Source organism: Pseudomonas sp. UBA6699 (assembly GCF_002454615.1).
GTDB lineage: Bacteria > Pseudomonadota > Gammaproteobacteria > Pseudomonadales > Pseudomonadaceae > Aquipseudomonas > Aquipseudomonas juntendi.
Window position 1 is genome coordinate 1 of the sequence record NZ_DKJF01000110.1, and the last position, 15,481, is coordinate 15,481.

The following is a 15,481-nucleotide window of genomic DNA, read 5'->3' on the forward strand; positions in this document are numbered from 1 at the left end:
CCGGTGAAGAAAGCTTGAAGTCGGGGCCGCTTTGCGGCCCATCGCGACACAAGGCCGCTCCTACAGGCTGAGGTGCGGTTACAGCACCACGCTAGGCAGCCACAGCGAAATGGCCGGAATGTAGGTCACCGCCATCAGCACCAGGAACAGTGCCAGGTAGAACGGCAGCAGCGCCTTGACCGTCGATTCGATACTCACCTTGCCCACCGCCGAGCCGACGAACAACACGGCGCCCACCGGCGGCGTGATCAGGCCGATCCCCAGGTTCACCAGCATGATCATGCCGAAATGCACCGGGTCCACGCCGATGCCGGTGATCACCGGCAACAGGATCGGCGTTAGGATCAGAATCAGCGGCGCCATGTCCATCACCGTGCCCAGCAGCAGCAACATGAAGTTGATGCACATCAGGATCACATAGCGGTTGTCCGACAGAGTGAGGAACGCCGTGGTGATCTTCGACGGGATCTGCATCAGCGTCATCACGTAGCCAAAGCTGGCCGCGAAGCCGATCAATATCATCACGATCGAGATGGTGCGCACCGTGCGATGCATCAGCTTGGGCAGGTCGCGCCACTTGTAGTCACGGTAGATGAACATGGTCACGAAGAATGACCAGACGACCGCCACGGCTGCCGACTCGGTCGCAGTGAACACGCCCGACAGGATACCGCCCAGGATGATCACCATGGCCATCAGGCCCCACAGTGCCTCACCGGCAATCTTCAGCGCCTGGCGCAGCGGGATGACCTCACCCTTGGGGTAGTTGCGCTTCTTCGCGAACAGCAGGCACAGGCCCATCATCACCGCGCTCAGCAACAACCCTGGCATCACCCCGGCCATGAACAGCGAGGCGATCGAGACCGTGCCGCCCGCCGCCAGCGAGTACAACACCGAGTTGTGGCTGGGCGGGGTCAGCAGCGCCTGTACCGAGCCGCTGACCGTCACGGCGGTAGAGAACTCGCGCGGGTAGCCTTTGCGCTCCATCTCCGGGATCAGCACCGAGCCCACCGAGGCGGTGTCTGCCACCGATGAGCCTGAAATTGCACCAAAGAACGTCGAGGCCATGATGTTGACCAGCGAAAGGCCGCCGCGCACGAAACCCACCAGCACCCCGGCAAAGGCCACCAGCCGGCGTGACATGCCGCCTTCGGCCATGATGGCCCCGGCCAGCACGAAGAACGGAATGGCCAGCAGCGAGAACTTGTTAACCCCGCTGGCCACCTGGATCATCATCGCCTGCAGCGGTATGTCGATCCACCAGGCGCCGATCAGCGCCGAAAGGCCCAAGGCATAGGCCACGGGCATGCCCAGCAGGATGAGCGCGATAAAACTGCCCAACAGAATGAACACATCCATTTACGCCGCTCCTTCGTTTTCTTCCAGTTGGTCGAAGCGCACCACCTTGCGGTGGCTCTGGTCGCCCAGCAGGAGTTTTTCCAGCACAAACACCAAGGTCAGCACGCCACCGATTGGGATCGGCGCATAGGTCATGCCCACGCGCACACTGGGCAGGGAGGCCAGAAACTGGTTCCAGGTGGTGATGCACAGCTGGGTGCCGTACCCGGTCATGAACAGGCACACCAGGACCATCAGCACCTGCACCAGCAGGGCCACCAGCCGGCGCTGCAGCGGCGGCAGGCGGTCGGTGATCATCGCCACCGCCATATGCGCCCCGGCGCGGTAGCTGGCGGCGGCGCCAACGAAGGTGAACACCACCATCAGCAAGATGGCCACCGGCTCTGGCCAGCTGGCCCCGGTGCCGAGTACATAGCGGGCGAAGATGCCCCACGGGATGATCAGCGACATGCTCAGGATCGACAGGCCGGCGACCCAGATACAGGCGCGGTACAACGTGTCGTTGGCACGCAGAAAGAGGTTTTTCATGGGCATCACCAAAGCGGCAGGGCGGCTGACGCGGCCCTGCCGAGGTCGGTAGGAAAGGTCGCGCTTACTGCACCGCGTCGATACGTTTCATCAGGTCGGCGTATTGCGCGCCGTATTTTTCCCGCACCGGTGCGGTCGCGTCGTAGAAGGGTTTCTTGTCGACGGTGATGAACTCGACACCGGCGGCCTTGAGCTTCTCTTCGCTGCTGGCCGTTTTCGCATCCCACAGCACCCGCTCTTCCATCTGCGCCTCACGCGCTACCTTTTTCACCAGCGCTTGCTGTTCGGGGGTGAGCTTGTTCCAGGTGGTCTTGGACATCACCACCGGCTCGGGCAGGATCAGGTGGCCGGTCAGGGTGAAGTATTTGGCACTCTGGTAGTGGTTGTGTTCGAGCAGGGTCGGCGGGTTGTTCTCGGCGCCGTCGATTACCCCGGTCTGCAGCGCGCTGAAGATTTCCCCGGTGTCCATGGCGATGCCGTTGCCACCCATGGCGTTCATCATGTCGATGAACAGCGGGTTGCCCTGCACGCGAATCTTCATGCCCTTCAGGTCTTCCAGGCTGCGCACCGGCTTTTTCGTGTAGAGGCTGCGCGAGCCGCCATCCATCCAGGCCAGGGCCACCAGGTTGAAGTCGGAGTTGGTGATCTTGTCGAGGATTTCCTGGCCGATCTCGCCATCGATGACCTTGCGCATGTGGTCGTGGTCGCGGAACACGAACGGCATGTTGAACACGTTCACATCCGGCACCACCGGGCCGACGATCCCCAGGCTGACGCGGGTCATCTGCACGGCGCCGATCTGCGCCTGTTCGATCACTTCCTTCTCCGAGCCCAGCACACCGCCGGCAAACATCTTGAAGGTGATGTCGCCATTGCTGGCCTGTTCCAGTTTCTTGCCCATGTTCTGCTCGGCCACCACCGTGGGGTAGCCGGCGGGGTGAATTTCCGCGAACTTGATGTCCAGCGCCGAAACGGGCATGGCCACGCTGCAGGCGAAGGGGAGTACGGCAAGAAGCAGCTTGCGTTTGAACGTCATGATGAAACTCCGTGGTTTTTATTATCTGGTTTCGGGCGTGCAAAGGGTGTGGTGCGCGTCGCGGGGCTCAGCCCCGCCAGGCTGGCTCCTCCAGGCCCTTGGTGCCTGGGTTGAGGGCAAATACCCCGCCGGCCAGCGGCTGGTCGCCAAGGTCGAGCCCCGCCGGGCGGATCGAGGTGACGTACAGGGTGTCGAGGTTGGCGCCACCGAAGGCGCACATCGCCGGCTTCTTCACCGGTACGCTGAGCGAGCGGTCCAGGCGCCCGTCAGGGGTGAAACGGTGGATCTGCCCGGCGTCATTGCCGCATATCCAATAGCAGCCGTCCTGGTCGATGGCGGCACCGTCGGGGCGGCCGGGGTAATTGCGCATGTCCACGAACAGCCGCGGGTTATGGGGTGTGCCCGTGTCGGTGTCGTAGTCGAAGGCCCAGACCTTCTGCACGCTGGGGTGCGAATCGGACAGGTACATGCGCGTGCCGTCTGGGCTGAAAGCCAGGCCGTTGGGCACGATCATGCCCGCTTGCTGCAGGTGCAAATGGCCCTCGCGGTCATGCCGGTACAGTGCCCCTACGTGGGCGCCTTGCTGCATGTCCAGCAGCATGCTGCCGGCCCAGAAACGCCCTTGGCGGTCGCAGCGGCCATCGTTGAAGCGCATGCCCGGCTGCGCATGCGCCACCCCGCTGAGCACACGGCTGGCCAGGCTGCCGTCGGCCTTGGTTTGAATCTGGAAGATGCCGCTTTCCATGCCGGCCACCCACCCGTCGCCACTGCGGGCGATACAGGCCAGCATCTGGTCGCCCTGCCAGACCTGGTGCGTATTATCCACCGGCCGCCAGCAGTGCAACTGGCGCGCGGGTATGTCGACCCAGTACAAGGCCTGCTCGCCAGGGTGCCACACGGGGCTTTCCCCGGTGCCGTTGCGGGCGTCGACGATCAGTTCACAGTGCATGGCCGTGCCTCCTGGCGCGTGCGGTCAGTTGAACGGTCCGGCCACGGCAAATGCGCCGCCCTGATAGACCATGCTCGGGTCATCGGCGGCAGGCGCCGGCTCGGCTTCCACCGCTGCGCGGAAGGGCTCCGAGCTGTCCTTGGGCACGTAGCCCAGGTGTGCGGCATGGCGGTTGTCCCACCATACGGTGCGGTTGGCCGAGGCACCGTAGACAATGGTGTGGCCGACGTTCGGCGTGAACAGGCCGCGCTCAATCAACTGCACCAGATCGTCGTAACTTAACCACGTGCAGAGCATGCGCGGGTTCTGTGGCCGGGGGAACGAAGAGCCGATGCGGATGCTGACGGTTTCGATGCCGTAACGATCGAAATAGAAGCTGGCGACATCTTCGCCATAGCACTTGGACAGCCCGTAGTAGCTGTCGGGGCGGCGCGGGGCATGCGCGTCGATGCGCTCGTTCTGGCGGTAGAAGCCGATGGTATGGTTGGAACTGGCGAAGACCACCCGTTGCACCCCATGCTTGCGTGCCGCCTCGTAGACATGGAACACGCCGCAGATATTGGGGCCGAGAATCTCTTCGAACGAATGCTCGGTAGACACCCCGCCGAAGTGCACGATGGCATCGACGCCTTCGACCAGGGCATGCACGGCTGCCTTGTCGGCCAGGTCGCATGTCACCACTTCTTCGTGTGGGCCAGCGGCTGGGGCCATGGGGTTGATGTCGGAAAGGCGCAGGACCTCGGCGCAGCCTTGCAGGCGTTCGCGAAGGACCTTGCCCAGGCCGCCTGCGGCTCCGGTGAGCAGCAGGCGTTTGAGGGGGGTAGTGGTCATGACCGGCTCTTATTGTTAATTGTTGTAGGTTGTCGTATGACTTTTGTGATTATTGGCGGTGCGATTCAGTGTTGTCAATGACAACGCAATGTCAGTCTGGTGTTATGCGCGTGCCCTGTAGGAGCGGCCTCGTGTCGCGAAATGAGCGGCGTAAAGCCTTACAGCAACGACAACGGGTAGTTGAAAATCAACCGGTTCTCATCGAACTCGTTATTGCTGTAGTCCCGCCGAATCGACGAATTGCGCCATTTCACACTCAAATCCTTGAACGCTCCGCTCTGTATCACATATGCCAGTTCAGTCTCACGGACCCATTCCTTGCCATCCGTCACCACCCCGCTGTGCACGTCGCGGCCGCTGATGTAGCGGTTCATCAAGGTCAGCCCCGGCACGCCGACGGTGACGAAGTTGAAGTCATGGCGCACCTGCCATGAGCGTTCGTTGGCGTTGTCGAAGCTGGCGTTGTAGCTGTCATTGGCCAGGGTTCCGCCACTGGTGCCATTGAGCCGCATCCAGGTATCGCCATCGACCTTCTGCAGCCCGACCCAGAAGGTGCTGCCGCCGTATTTGGCGGAGAACATCCCCGAGTACGTCTTGTTGTCCAGCTCGCCAGCGCGCCTGGAACCGTCGTCATCGCCCTGGAAATAGCCCAGGTTGGCGCCCAGGGTCCAGTCGCCGAGCGGCTGGCTGTGGCTCAGCTGCAGGTATTGCTGCTGGTACACGTCCTTGAGCACCGCATTCCACAGCCCCACCAGGGTGCGCTCCTGGTTGAACCTGTACTCGCCCCCGACGAAGTTGAAGCGGTCCGACACCGCGCCGCCGTAGCTCATGTCCTCCATGCTGGCGTCGTTGCGCGGGCTGTTGGCGCGGAACTGGCCGCCGTACAAGGTCAGCCCGGCAAACTCGTTGGACGTGACCTGCCCGCCACGCAATGTTTGCGGCAGTGAGCGACCGTCGTCCGCGCGCAGAATTGGCAGTACCGGCATCCATTCGCCGATTTTCAGCTCGGTTTTCGAAATGCGCGCCTTGCCCGCCACGGCAAGCCGGCCAAAGTCATCCGCCGGCCGCCCATCGTCGTGGCGTGGCAGCAGCCCGGTGCCATAGGTGCCGCCCCCGCCATCGAGCTTCACCGACCACAGCCCCAGCACGTCTACGCCAAAACCCACCGGGCCCTCGGTGAAACCGGAACGGGCATCGAGGATCACGCTCTGGGTCCATTCTTCGGCTTTGCCTTGCGGGTTGGCGGGTTGGTGAAGTTGCGGTTGATATAGAAGTTGCGCAGGCCCAGCACGGCTTTGCTGTCTTCGATGAAACCTTGGGCAAGGCTGGTGCCCGGCAGGCAGCTGAGCAGGCTGGCGCCAAGCAGCGCACAGGGGAGGGTGGTCTGGCAGATTTTCGACATGGGTTGCTTCCGCTGATGTTGTTTTTGTTATGTGTTGTCGTACAACTTCGGCTTTTTTAGCAAGTGAAAAACCAGCTGTCAACGGCGTTGGTAGCCGGAAATCAGCTACTTTCGGCGAGGAGGGATCAAGCGCAGGCTCTAGCTCGGGGTTCGCAATGAGCGTTAGTCATACTATGACCACATGCGAATTGTTGCATTTGTCGCAACGCTCTCCCTCGAGTTCGTCAGTTTGTCGCAGAATCATTTAGTAACACTATTCTTCGTTGCTGGATGTCTTACCGATTCAGTCCCATGTAAACGGAGATTTCACCGATGAGCACCACCCGTGCTTCACACCCCTCACGCTTGCTGCCCAGATTGCTAGGCGTGGTTTTTTTGCTGATGGGCCTTGCCTTGCTGGCCGGCGGCATCAAACTGGCAACCCTTGGCGGTTCGCTGTATTACCTGCTGGCCGGCATTGGCTTGGCGATTACCGCAGCCTTGTTGCTGGCTGGCCGACGTGAGGCATTGAGCGTTTATGGCGTCGTGCTGTTGCTGAGTTCGCTCTGGTCGTTGGTCGAGGTGGGCCTGGACTGGTGGCAACTGGTCCCCCGGCTGGCCCTCTGGTTCGTCCTTGGCCTGATGTTGTTATTGCCTTGGCTACGCAGGCCATTGACGCAGGGCCAGCCTTATCCCCTCGGTACAGGGGTATTGAGTGTGGGCGTGGCGGCCGCGGGCCTGATGGCGCTGGCCAGCCAGTTCACCCAGCCCGACACCGTGGTCGGCCGCCTGGACCGTGACACGGCAGGCACCACCAGCACGGCACCGGCAATGCCTGACGGTGACTGGCAGTCCTACGGGCGTACCGAGTTTGGCGACCGTTACTCGCCACTCAAGCAGATCACCCCGCAGAATGTGGGCAAGCTCAAGCTGGCCTGGACCTACCGCACCGGTGATATCCCCGGGCCAAACGACCCGGGCGAGACCACGGCGGAAAACACCCCGCTGAAAGTCAACGGCAAGCTCTACGTATGCACCCCGCATAGCCAGGTGATTGCCCTGGACCCCGACAGCGGCAAGGAGATCTGGCGTTTCGATCCCAAGCTCAGCACGCAGAATGCGGCCAACTTCAAAGGCTGGGCACACATGACCTGCCGCGGCGTGGCCTATTTCGACACGGCCAGCTCGCAAGCGAGCCCCGTGCAAGGGCAGGCCTGCGCCAAGCGCATCTATGTACCCACCGCCGACACCCGCCTGATCGCGCTGGATGCCGATACCGGCCAACAGTGCGCCGGCTTTGGCGACAACGGCCAGATCGACCTTACCCGCAACATCGGCAGCTTCGCCCCTGGTGGCTATTACTCCACTTCGCCACCCACCGTGGCCGGCGGCCTGGTGATACTTGGCGGTCATGTCACCGACAACGTTTCCACCGACGAGCCGTCCGGCGTCGTCCGCGCCTATGATGCGATCACCGGCCAGCTGGTGTGGAACTGGGACAGCGGCAACCCCGACGCCACCGCGCCGATCAGTGACGGCCAGTTCTACACCCGCAACTCTCCAAACGTGTGGTCGGTGATCAGCGCCGATGAGAAGCTCGGCCTGCTGTACCTGCCCATGGGCAACCAGATGCCCGACCAGTGGGGCGGCAACCGCACGCCAGAGGCGGAGAAATTCAGTGCCGGCCTGGTGGCCCTGGACATCGCCACTGGCAAGGTGCGCTGGAACTACCAGTTCACCCATCACGACTTGTGGGACATGGATGTCGGTGGCCAGCCGAGCCTGGTCGACATCAAGACCGCCGAAGGCATCAAGCCTGCGGTAATGGCATCGACCAAGCAGGGCAGCATCTACGTGCTGGACCGCAGCAACGGTCAGCCGCTGGTGCCCATCCACGAAACCCCGGTACCGCAAGGCGCCGTGGAAGGTGATCACACCGCACCGACCCAGCCGATGTCCGAGCTCAATTTCATGCCGCCCACCCTGCGTGAGCGAGACATGTGGGGCGTAACGCCGTTCGACCAGATGCTGTGCCGCATCGACTTCCGTTCGCTGCGCTATGACGGCATCTACACCCCGCCATCGCTGCAGGGCTCGCTGGTCTACCCCGGCAACTTCGGGGTGTTCGACTGGGGTGGCATTTCGGTCGACCCGGAGCGCCAGATCGCCTTCGTCAACCCCAGCTACATGGCCTTCAAGTCGCAGTTGGTGCCAGCCTCGAAAATCGCCGGGCAGCCGGCGCGCAAGAGTGAAACCGAGGGCATCCAGGCCAACAAGGGGGCGCCTTATGGCGTGATCATGGGCGCTTTCCTGTCGCCGCTGGGGCTGCCTTGCCAGGCACCGGCCTGGGGCTATGTGGCCGCAGTGGACCTGACCACCCACAAGGTGATCTGGAAGCACAAGAACGGCACCGTACGTGACAGCTCGCCCATTCCGATCCCGCTGACCATGGGCGTGCCGAGCCTGGGTGGAAGCTTCACCACCGCCAGCGGCCTGGCGTTCCTCAGCGGCACCCTCGACCAGTACCTGCGTGCTTATGACGTGCGCGATGGCAAGGTGCTTTGGGAAGGGCGCCTGCCGGCCGGTGCCCAGACCACGCCGATGACCTACACCGGCAAGGATGGTCGCCAGTACGTGCTGGTGATGGCCGGCGGGCATGGCTCGTTGGGTACCCGGCAAGGGGACTATGTGATGGCGTTTGCCCTGCCGGAGTAAGCGGCGGCAGGTTCAAGGCCTGTGAGATCGAGCACCGCGCGGCCGGCGCTTGGTTTCACGGGCTTTTTTGATGGCGGGCATGTCGCGACCCAGTGGCCTCCCACAAGACGAAGTCAAAATCCCTATATATGGGATTATGTTTTACATATTGGAATTTTCCTCCGCCCAAGTTTATAGTCGCCTCACTCACTGCCAAAAACAGAACAGGTGAAGCGATGCAGGCGCAATTGATCGCGCTCGACTGGGGAACCACCTCCCTTCGTGCTTACAAACTCGCCGCGCAAGGCCAGGTGCTGGATGTGCGCACCCTGCCCAGCGGCATCATGCACTTGCCAAAAGCCCCGCGCCTGATCAACGGCCAACTTTGCAATGACGGTTTCGAACTGGCATTCGACGACGCCTGTGGCGATTGGCTCGACGCCCAGCCAGGGCTGCCCGTGATTGCCTGTGGCATGGTCGGCAGCGCCCAGGGCTGGCGCGAGGCCGCGTACCGCGAAACCCCGGCCAACGTCGCCAGCCTCGGTGGCGCGCTGCAAACTGTCGGCAGCCTTCGCGGCGTCGAGGTGCATATCGTGCCCGGCGTGATCCAGCACGCGCGCCTGCCCAATGTCATGCGGGGTGAAGAGACGCAGGTGCTGGGCGCGCTGCCTGGGGTGAATACCGATGACCTGCTCATCGGCCTGCCCGGCAGTCATTCGAAATGGGTAGAGGTTGTCGATGGCTGCATCGTCCACTTCGATACCTTCATGACCGGCGAAATGTTTGCCGTGCTCAGCGCGCACAGCATCCTTGGCCGTACCCAGCAGCGCGGCGCCGCGTTCGATGCGCCAGCCTTCGACCTCGGTGTGCAGGCCGCCTGCTCCGCCGAGGGGGAGATCGGCCCGCTGTCCACCCTGTTCAGCGCCCGCACCCTCGGCCTGACCGGTGAGCTGAGCGCCAGCGCCCAGCCCGATTACTTGTCGGGTCTCCTGATCGGCCATGAACTTTCAGCGCTGGCCAAACTGCAGCGCCAGCGGCGCCACAGTGTGCACCTGCCGGAAATCCTGCTGATCGGCAACGGCCCGCTGTGCGCGCGTTACAGCCGGGCCCTGCAGGCATGCGGCTTCACCCATGTGAGTGTCGCCGAGCAGGCCACCGAGCGCGGTCTTTGGCAACTGGCGCTTGCCGCCGGCCTGGTTCATTCATCCTGAAGGGAGCTCGACATGCTCGAACAAGCATTGGCACACAACGGCCTGATCGCGATTCTGCGCGGTTTGCAACTGCATGAAGCGGCTGCGGTTGGCGAAGTGCTCTACAGCGCCGGCTTTCGCATCATCGAAGTACCGCTCAATTCGCCTGACCCGTTCGCCAGTATCCGCCTGCTGCGTCGCACCCTGCCTGCCGATTGCCTGATCGGTGCAGGTACCGTGCTGACGCCGGCCCAGGTCGCGCAGGTGAAAGAGGCGGGCGGCCAGCTGATCGTCATGCCCCACAGCGACCCAGCTGTACTGCGTGCTGCCAAGGCGGCAGGCCTGTACCTGGCACCAGGCGTCGCCACACCGACCGAAGCCTTTGCCGCCTTGGCGCAAGGGGCCGATGTGCTCAAGCTGTTCCCGGCCGAGCAACTGGGTCCAGAGGTAGTCAAGGCCTGGCTTGCCGTGCTGCCCGCCGGCACCGTGCTGGCGCCGGTCGGCGGCATCACCCCCGGCAACCTGCAGCAGTTCCATGCCGCTGGCGCCCGGGGCTTCGGCCTGGGCTCCGGCCTGTACAAGCCAGGCATGACCCCTGAACAGGTCGAGGCCGCTGCCAAGGCTTACGTGAGCGCCTGGCAGAGCCTGCGCTGAGCCGGCCCTGCACTGCATCCAACAAGAGAGACAAGCAGATGAAAATTACCAAGCTGACCACCTTCATCGTTCCGCCGCGCTGGTGCTTCCTCAAGGTCGAAACCGATCAGGGCGTCACCGGCTGGGGCGAGCCTGTTGTCGAGGGCCGCGCCCACACCGTGGCTGCCGCCGTCGAGGAACTGTCCGATTACCTGATCGGCAAGGACCCGCGCAACATCGAGGATATCTGGACCGTGCTCTACCGCGGCGGCTTCTACCGCGGTGGTGCCATCCACATGAGCGCCCTGGCGGGTATCGACCAGGCGTTGTGGGACATCAAGGGCAAGGCGCTGGGTGTGTCGGTCAGCGACCTGCTCGGCGGCCAGGTGCGCGACAAGATCCGCGTGTATTCGTGGATCGGCGGCGATCGACCCGCTGACACCGCGCAAGCGGCAAAAGAGGCCGTGGCACGTGGTTTCACCGCCGTGAAGATGAACGGCACCGAGGAACTGCAGTTCCTCGACACCTTTGACAAGGTCGACCAGGCGTTGGCCAACGTCGCTGCCGTGCGCGATGCGGTAGGGCCGAACGTGGGCATTGGCGTGGACTTTCATGGCCGCGTGCACAAGCCCATGGCCAAGGTGCTGATGAAGGAACTCGACCCTTACAAGCTGATGTTCATCGAAGAGCCGGTGCTCAGTGAAAACTACGAAGCGTTGAAAGAACTGGCGCCGCTGACCAGCACGCCGATTGCGCTGGGTGAGCGGCTGTTCTCGCGCTGGGACTTCAAGCGCGTGCTCAGCGAAGGCTACGTCGACATCATCCAGCCCGATGCGTCGCATGCCGGCGGCATCACCGAAACCCGCAAGATCGCCAACATGGCCGAGGCCTACGACGTCGCCCTGGCGCTGCACTGCCCGCTGGGCCCGATCGCCCTGGCGGCCTGCCTGCAGCTTGACGCTGCCTGCTACAACGCTTTCATCCAGGAGCAGAGCCTGGGCATTCATTACAACGAGAGCAACGACCTGCTCGACTATGTGCGCGACCCCGGCGTGTTCGACTACCAGCATGGCATGGTCAAGATCCCCAACGGCCCTGGCCTGGGCATCGAGATCAACGAGGAGTACGTGATCGAGCGCGCCGCTGTCGGCCACCGCTGGCGCAACCCGGTGTGGCGTCACGCCGATGGCAGCTTTGCCGAGTGGTGACTGCCTGGCCCCAACTGCGTTGAAACGACCTCAATAACCATAACAAGAGGCACTGCTCATGCACCCGCATACCCTTACCGGGCAGGCGACCCTGTCGGCGCCCAGCCGCAAGCGCTTTTTCATCATGGTGCTGCTGTTCATCACGGTGGTGATCAACTACCTGGACCGCAGCAATCTGTCGATTGCCGCACCGGCCTTGACCAGCGAGTTGGGCATCGACCCGATTCACGTCGGCCTGGTGTTCTCGGCGTTCGGCTGGACCTACGCTGCCATGCAAATCCCAGGCGGCTGGCTGGTCGACCGCGTACCGCCGCGCATTCTGTATACCGTGGCGCTGGTGCTGTGGTCGCTGGCCACGGTGATGCTTGGTTTCGCGGCCAGCTTCATCGCGCTGTTCGTGCTGCGCATGGCGGTCGGCGCCCTGGAGGCGCCGGCATACCCGATCAACAGCCGCGTGGTCACTACGTGGTTCCCCGAGCGGGAGCGGGCCACGGCCATCGGCTTCTACACCTCCGGGCAGTTCGTCGGCCTGGCGTTCCTGACGCCGGTGCTGGCCTGGCTGCAGCATGCGTTCGGCTGGCACATGGTGTTCGTCGCCACCGGCGCGGTGGGCATCCTCTGGGGCGTGATCTGGTACGCGGTGTATCGCGAACCGCGCGATTTCAAGGGTGCCAATGAGGCCGAGATCGAACTGATCCGCGAAGGTGGCGGGTTGGTGGATATCCAGCAGGAGCAGGCCAAGACCAAGGCCAGGTTCAGCTGGGCCGACCTGGGCATCGTGCTGACACAGCGCAAGCTCTGGGGCATTTACCTCGGCCAGTTCTGCCTGAATTCGACACTGTGGTTCTTCCTCACCTGGTTCCCGACCTACCTGGTGAAGTACCGCGGCATGGACTTCATCAAGTCCGGCATGTTGGCCTCGCTGCCGTTTCTCGCCGCCTTTGTCGGGGTGCTGTGTTCGGGCTTTTTCTCCGACTGGCTGATCCGCCGTGGGGCCAGCGTGGGCCTTGCGCGCAAGCTCCCGATCATCAGCGGCCTGTTGATTTCCACCGCCATCATTGGCGCCAACTTCGTCGACTCCACCCCGCTGGTGATTGCTTTCCTGGCGCTGGCGTTCTTCGGTAACGGCCTGGCCTCGATCACCTGGTCGCTGGTTTCGACCCTGGCCCCCGCGCGTCTGCTCGGGCTGACCGGCGGGGTGTTCAACTTTATCGGCAACTTGTCGGCGATCGTCACACCCATCGTGATCGGCTTCCTTGCCAGCGGCGCTTCGTTCGCCCCGGCGATCACTTACATCGCCGCGCTGGCCCTGCTTGGCGCGTTGTCGTACATCCTGCTGGTCGGCAAGGTCGAGCGCATCGAGTTGTAGCCGCGCCCTGCGGGTGAACATAATGTCGCCCGCCCATTCGCACTTCGATAAAGGCCGCACATGCAGGAAGACCTTACCAAAACCGCCCCTACCGGCACCCAGACCCTGCTGCGCGGCCTGGCCGTTGTGCAGGCCGTGGCCGCAGGCGCGCGCGATCTCAAGGACATCGCCCAGCACATCGGCACCACCCGCAGCACCACCCACCGCCTGGTCAGTTGCCTGGTGGACGAGCGCTACCTGCGCGTGGTGCCCCAGGTCGGTTACCTGCTTGGCCCCAAGCTGATCGAACTCGGCTTCCAGGCCCGAGAAGAGCTGCCGTTGGTCACCCTTGCCGGGCCGTACCTCGACGAGCTGTCGGCGCTGACCGGCGACACCATCCACCTGGCGATCCGCGAAGGCGATGAGGTGCTGTACCTGCACAAGACCCCGGGGCGCAACGGGCCGGAGATGCGCTCCCGGGTCGGCCACCGCATGCCGCTGGCGCGCACGGGTATCGGCAAGGCGCTGATGCTCGACGACACCCCGGCCGAGTGGCAGAGGTTGTATGAAACCAGCCTGCCGGCAGGTGGCAAAAGCGCGTTCTGGCCGCACCACGCCGAGCAAACCTGGGTGCAGTTCGAGCAGCGTATGGTCGAGTATGGGGCGGGCGGTTATGCCTTCGACTTGGAGGACAATGAACCGTCGATCCGCTGCGTGGCGGCGCCGGTACGTGATGCCAGCCGGCGGATCGTGGCGGCGGTCAGTGTGGCCAGTACGGTGCCTTACATGCCCGAGGAAAAGATGCGCGAGCTGGTACCAGTGGTCAAAAGCGTGACCGCGCGGCTGTCGGCAGAGCTTGGGCTAAAGCACTAGCCTGAAGCGCGTTGGCACTGAACCACGCGCTACAACTGGTGTCTGAGCACCAACAATGACATGACGTCCATTTCCCCAAGCAAGGAGGCTTCACCATGCAACCCACCCCAGTCACGTCCGCCGGCAAGCTGCTCGGCAGTTATGGTTATGGCAAGGCGCTGATCGTCTGCATGCTTATCCTGGGCAGTGTCTTCCTGGGCCTGGCCGCTTTCGTCGGCTACCTGAGTGCTACCAGCGGCCAGAACTTCAACGGCCCGCAAAGCCTGTTCTATTCCACCATCGCCTTGCTGGCGGTGCTCGGTGGGGTGATGTTCGCCCTGGCGCTGTGGCAGAAGAAACTGCGCGCTGCCCGTTATGAGGTTTATGAGAAAGGCATCTGCCAGATCATAGGCAACCAGCGCGATTACGTGCCCTTCAGCGAGATGGGCGACTTCTACCTGTTCGCTTCTGGGCAGACTGCCATTGCCGGCCTGATCAACAACCTCGCTTATCGCCGTAACGCCAGTGAGCCGTTTCGCCGGGTCAATCCACACCTGCAAAAGCTTTATGTGTTTCTTGAGCAGGTACGCGAGCTGTACCTGAACGAACGCCTGCCAGCAGTATTCGCCACCCTGCAAAGCGGCGGGGCGGTGCAGTTCAACTACCTCGAAACGTCCCAGGTTTGGGGCAAGCGCATGAGCGGCGACTTCTTCAATGTCACCACCAAACCGCTGACCATCACTCGTGAAGCGCTCGACGTGGATGGCCGCAAGGTCGCGTTGAGCAGCCTGCGCAATGTTGACCTCAGCCAGTGGACCGAACTTGTGGTGATCAAGGACGAAAACGGTCAGACCGTGCTGTCGACCGTATCGACCGGCATCATCAGCTTTGACCTGTTCCTCAATACGTTGCACAACCTGCTTGAAGCCGAGTCGGCCTTAGCAACGCCTGAAGCCTGATGCAATCCATCAACGAACTCGTGTCAGGTGCTAAATAATTTCGGTATTTCAGTTATTAACTCGATTTTTTGACGTTAAAACATGTTTTACAGGAATTACGTGTGCTGTTGATTGTGGGTGAGCCTATAATTCCCCTACCGCTTCGCGCCTGGGGGTAGCATTTGCCATGCTGGATTTAAGCTTTAGCAAACCCGTTGAGGTCGTCAAACGACTGTGTGAGCGCTTGCGCAGCGAGCGTTTGTCTCAACAGCTGACGCAAGCAGAGGTGGCGGGGCGAGCCGGTGTCGCCATCAGTACTGTTTCGAGTCTTGAGGCTGGACGAAACGTCAGCTTCGAGAACCTTGTGCGGATTGCGATGGTGCTCGGGCGTGCCAGTGAACTGGAGGGCCTGTTTCAGCCCAAGCTGGACAGCCTGGAAGACTTGCGCCGATATGAAGAAGGCGCCAAGCGTCAACGCATAAAGATGAGGCAGGGCGATGCCTGAGCAGGTGCGCTGTTGCCGCTGACCGAAAA

General features: G+C 62.6%; 13 protein-coding genes and 1 pseudogene. 8 read left to right on the forward strand and 6 right to left on the reverse strand.

What is annotated here, in order from left to right; all coding sequences use genetic code 11:
• Window positions 1-78: 78 nt before the first annotated feature.
• The 6 genes and pseudogenes from B3361_RS21140 to B3361_RS21165 all read right to left on the reverse strand — a co-directional run bounded on the left by B3361_RS21140 (window position 79) and on the right by B3361_RS21165 (window position 6,105).
• Complete coding sequence (locus B3361_RS21140) at window positions 79-1,359, reverse strand: TRAP transporter large permease (protein WP_054905982.1); 1,281 nt, start codon at window positions 1,357-1,359, stop codon at window positions 79-81.
• Window positions 1,360-1,887, reverse strand: coding sequence for a TRAP transporter small permease (locus tag B3361_RS21145; RefSeq protein ID WP_009682578.1), 528 nt, complete (start codon window positions 1,885-1,887; stop codon window positions 1,360-1,362).
• 64 nt (window positions 1,888-1,951) lie between these two features.
• Window positions 1,952-2,923, reverse strand: coding sequence for a TRAP transporter substrate-binding protein (locus B3361_RS21150; protein ID WP_029885563.1), 972 nt, complete (start codon window positions 2,921-2,923; stop codon window positions 1,952-1,954).
• Between the two features lie 67 nt (window positions 2,924-2,990).
• Window positions 2,991-3,872 carry a glucurono-1,5-lactonase gene (locus B3361_RS21155; protein WP_054905981.1) on the reverse strand — a complete coding sequence of 294 codons (882 nt, stop codon included), beginning with the start codon at window positions 3,870-3,872 and terminating at the stop codon, window positions 2,991-2,993.
• Between the two features lie 24 nt (window positions 3,873-3,896).
• Window positions 3,897-4,703 (reverse strand): NAD-dependent epimerase/dehydratase family protein, encoded by an 807-nt coding sequence (locus B3361_RS21160; protein ID WP_009682575.1) that lies wholly within the window; start codon window positions 4,701-4,703, stop codon window positions 3,897-3,899.
• 158 nt (window positions 4,704-4,861) lie between these two features.
• Window positions 4,862-6,105: pseudogene (locus tag B3361_RS21165) on the reverse strand (OprD family porin).
• 312 nt (window positions 6,106-6,417) lie between these two features.
• Here B3361_RS21165 and B3361_RS21170 point away from each other — a divergent pair.
• From B3361_RS21170 to B3361_RS21205, 8 genes are all read left to right on the forward strand, one after another.
• On the forward strand, window positions 6,418-8,799 hold the full coding sequence (locus tag B3361_RS21170; protein WP_054905979.1) for a glucose/quinate/shikimate family membrane-bound PQQ-dependent dehydrogenase: 2,382 nt from the start codon (window positions 6,418-6,420) through the stop codon (window positions 8,797-8,799).
• Window positions 8,800-9,014: 215 nt separating this feature from the next.
• A complete protein-coding gene (locus tag B3361_RS21175) occupies window positions 9,015-9,989 on the forward strand; it encodes a 2-dehydro-3-deoxygalactonokinase (RefSeq protein WP_154211821.1) in 975 nt (324 codons plus the stop codon).
• Between the two features lie 12 nt (window positions 9,990-10,001).
• Window positions 10,002-10,622, forward strand: coding sequence for a 2-dehydro-3-deoxy-6-phosphogalactonate aldolase (locus B3361_RS21180; protein WP_154211820.1), 621 nt, complete (start codon window positions 10,002-10,004; stop codon window positions 10,620-10,622).
• Window positions 10,623-10,660: 38 nt separating this feature from the next.
• Window positions 10,661-11,809: a galactonate dehydratase gene (dgoD, locus tag B3361_RS21185; RefSeq protein ID WP_154211819.1), complete on the forward strand. Its 1,149-nt coding sequence runs from the start codon at window positions 10,661-10,663 to the stop codon at window positions 11,807-11,809.
• 58 nt (window positions 11,810-11,867) lie between these two features.
• Window positions 11,868-13,178: an MFS transporter gene (locus B3361_RS21190; protein WP_054913804.1), complete on the forward strand. Its 1,311-nt coding sequence runs from the start codon at window positions 11,868-11,870 to the stop codon at window positions 13,176-13,178.
• A gap of 60 nt (window positions 13,179-13,238) precedes the next feature.
• Window positions 13,239-14,030 carry an IclR family transcriptional regulator gene (locus tag B3361_RS21195; protein ID WP_286920351.1) on the forward strand — a complete coding sequence of 264 codons (792 nt, stop codon included), beginning with the start codon at window positions 13,239-13,241 and terminating at the stop codon, window positions 14,028-14,030.
• A gap of 95 nt (window positions 14,031-14,125) precedes the next feature.
• Window positions 14,126-14,968, forward strand: coding sequence for a hypothetical protein (locus B3361_RS21200; protein WP_009682572.1), 843 nt, complete (start codon window positions 14,126-14,128; stop codon window positions 14,966-14,968).
• A 166-nt stretch (window positions 14,969-15,134) separates the two neighbouring features.
• On the forward strand, window positions 15,135-15,452 hold the full coding sequence (locus B3361_RS21205; RefSeq protein ID WP_029885558.1) for a helix-turn-helix domain-containing protein: 318 nt from the start codon (window positions 15,135-15,137) through the stop codon (window positions 15,450-15,452).
• The last annotated feature ends 29 nt before the right edge of the window (window positions 15,453-15,481 follow it).

What these genes read in the sequence shown, in the direction of transcription:
- B3361_RS21200 (WP_009682572.1), top strand. Translation starts at nt 14,126, where the DNA reads ATGCAACCCACCCCAGTCACGTCCGCCGGCAAGCTGCTCGGCAGTTAT.
- B3361_RS21140 (WP_054905982.1), bottom strand. Translation starts at nt 1,359, where the DNA reads ATGGATGTGTTCATTCTGTTGGGCAGTTTTATCGCGCTCATCCTGCTG.
- B3361_RS21205 (WP_029885558.1), top strand. Translation starts at nt 15,135, where the DNA reads ATGCTGGATTTAAGCTTTAGCAAACCCGTTGAGGTCGTCAAACGACTG.
- B3361_RS21170 (WP_054905979.1), top strand. Translation starts at nt 6,418, where the DNA reads ATGAGCACCACCCGTGCTTCACACCCCTCACGCTTGCTGCCCAGATTG.
- B3361_RS21195 (WP_286920351.1), top strand. Translation starts at nt 13,239, where the DNA reads ATGCAGGAAGACCTTACCAAAACCGCCCCTACCGGCACCCAGACCCTG.
- B3361_RS21190 (WP_054913804.1), top strand. Translation starts at nt 11,868, where the DNA reads ATGCACCCGCATACCCTTACCGGGCAGGCGACCCTGTCGGCGCCCAGC.
- B3361_RS21155 (WP_054905981.1), bottom strand. Translation starts at nt 3,872, where the DNA reads ATGCACTGTGAACTGATCGTCGACGCCCGCAACGGCACCGGGGAAAGC.
- B3361_RS21175 (WP_154211821.1), top strand. Translation starts at nt 9,015, where the DNA reads ATGCAGGCGCAATTGATCGCGCTCGACTGGGGAACCACCTCCCTTCGT.
- B3361_RS21145 (WP_009682578.1), bottom strand. Translation starts at nt 1,887, where the DNA reads ATGAAAAACCTCTTTCTGCGTGCCAACGACACGTTGTACCGCGCCTGT.
- dgoD (WP_154211819.1), top strand. Translation starts at nt 10,661, where the DNA reads ATGAAAATTACCAAGCTGACCACCTTCATCGTTCCGCCGCGCTGGTGC.
- B3361_RS21150 (WP_029885563.1), bottom strand. Translation starts at nt 2,923, where the DNA reads ATGACGTTCAAACGCAAGCTGCTTCTTGCCGTACTCCCCTTCGCCTGC.
- B3361_RS21160 (WP_009682575.1), bottom strand. Translation starts at nt 4,703, where the DNA reads ATGACCACTACCCCCCTCAAACGCCTGCTGCTCACCGGAGCCGCAGGC.
- B3361_RS21180 (WP_154211820.1), top strand. Translation starts at nt 10,002, where the DNA reads ATGCTCGAACAAGCATTGGCACACAACGGCCTGATCGCGATTCTGCGC.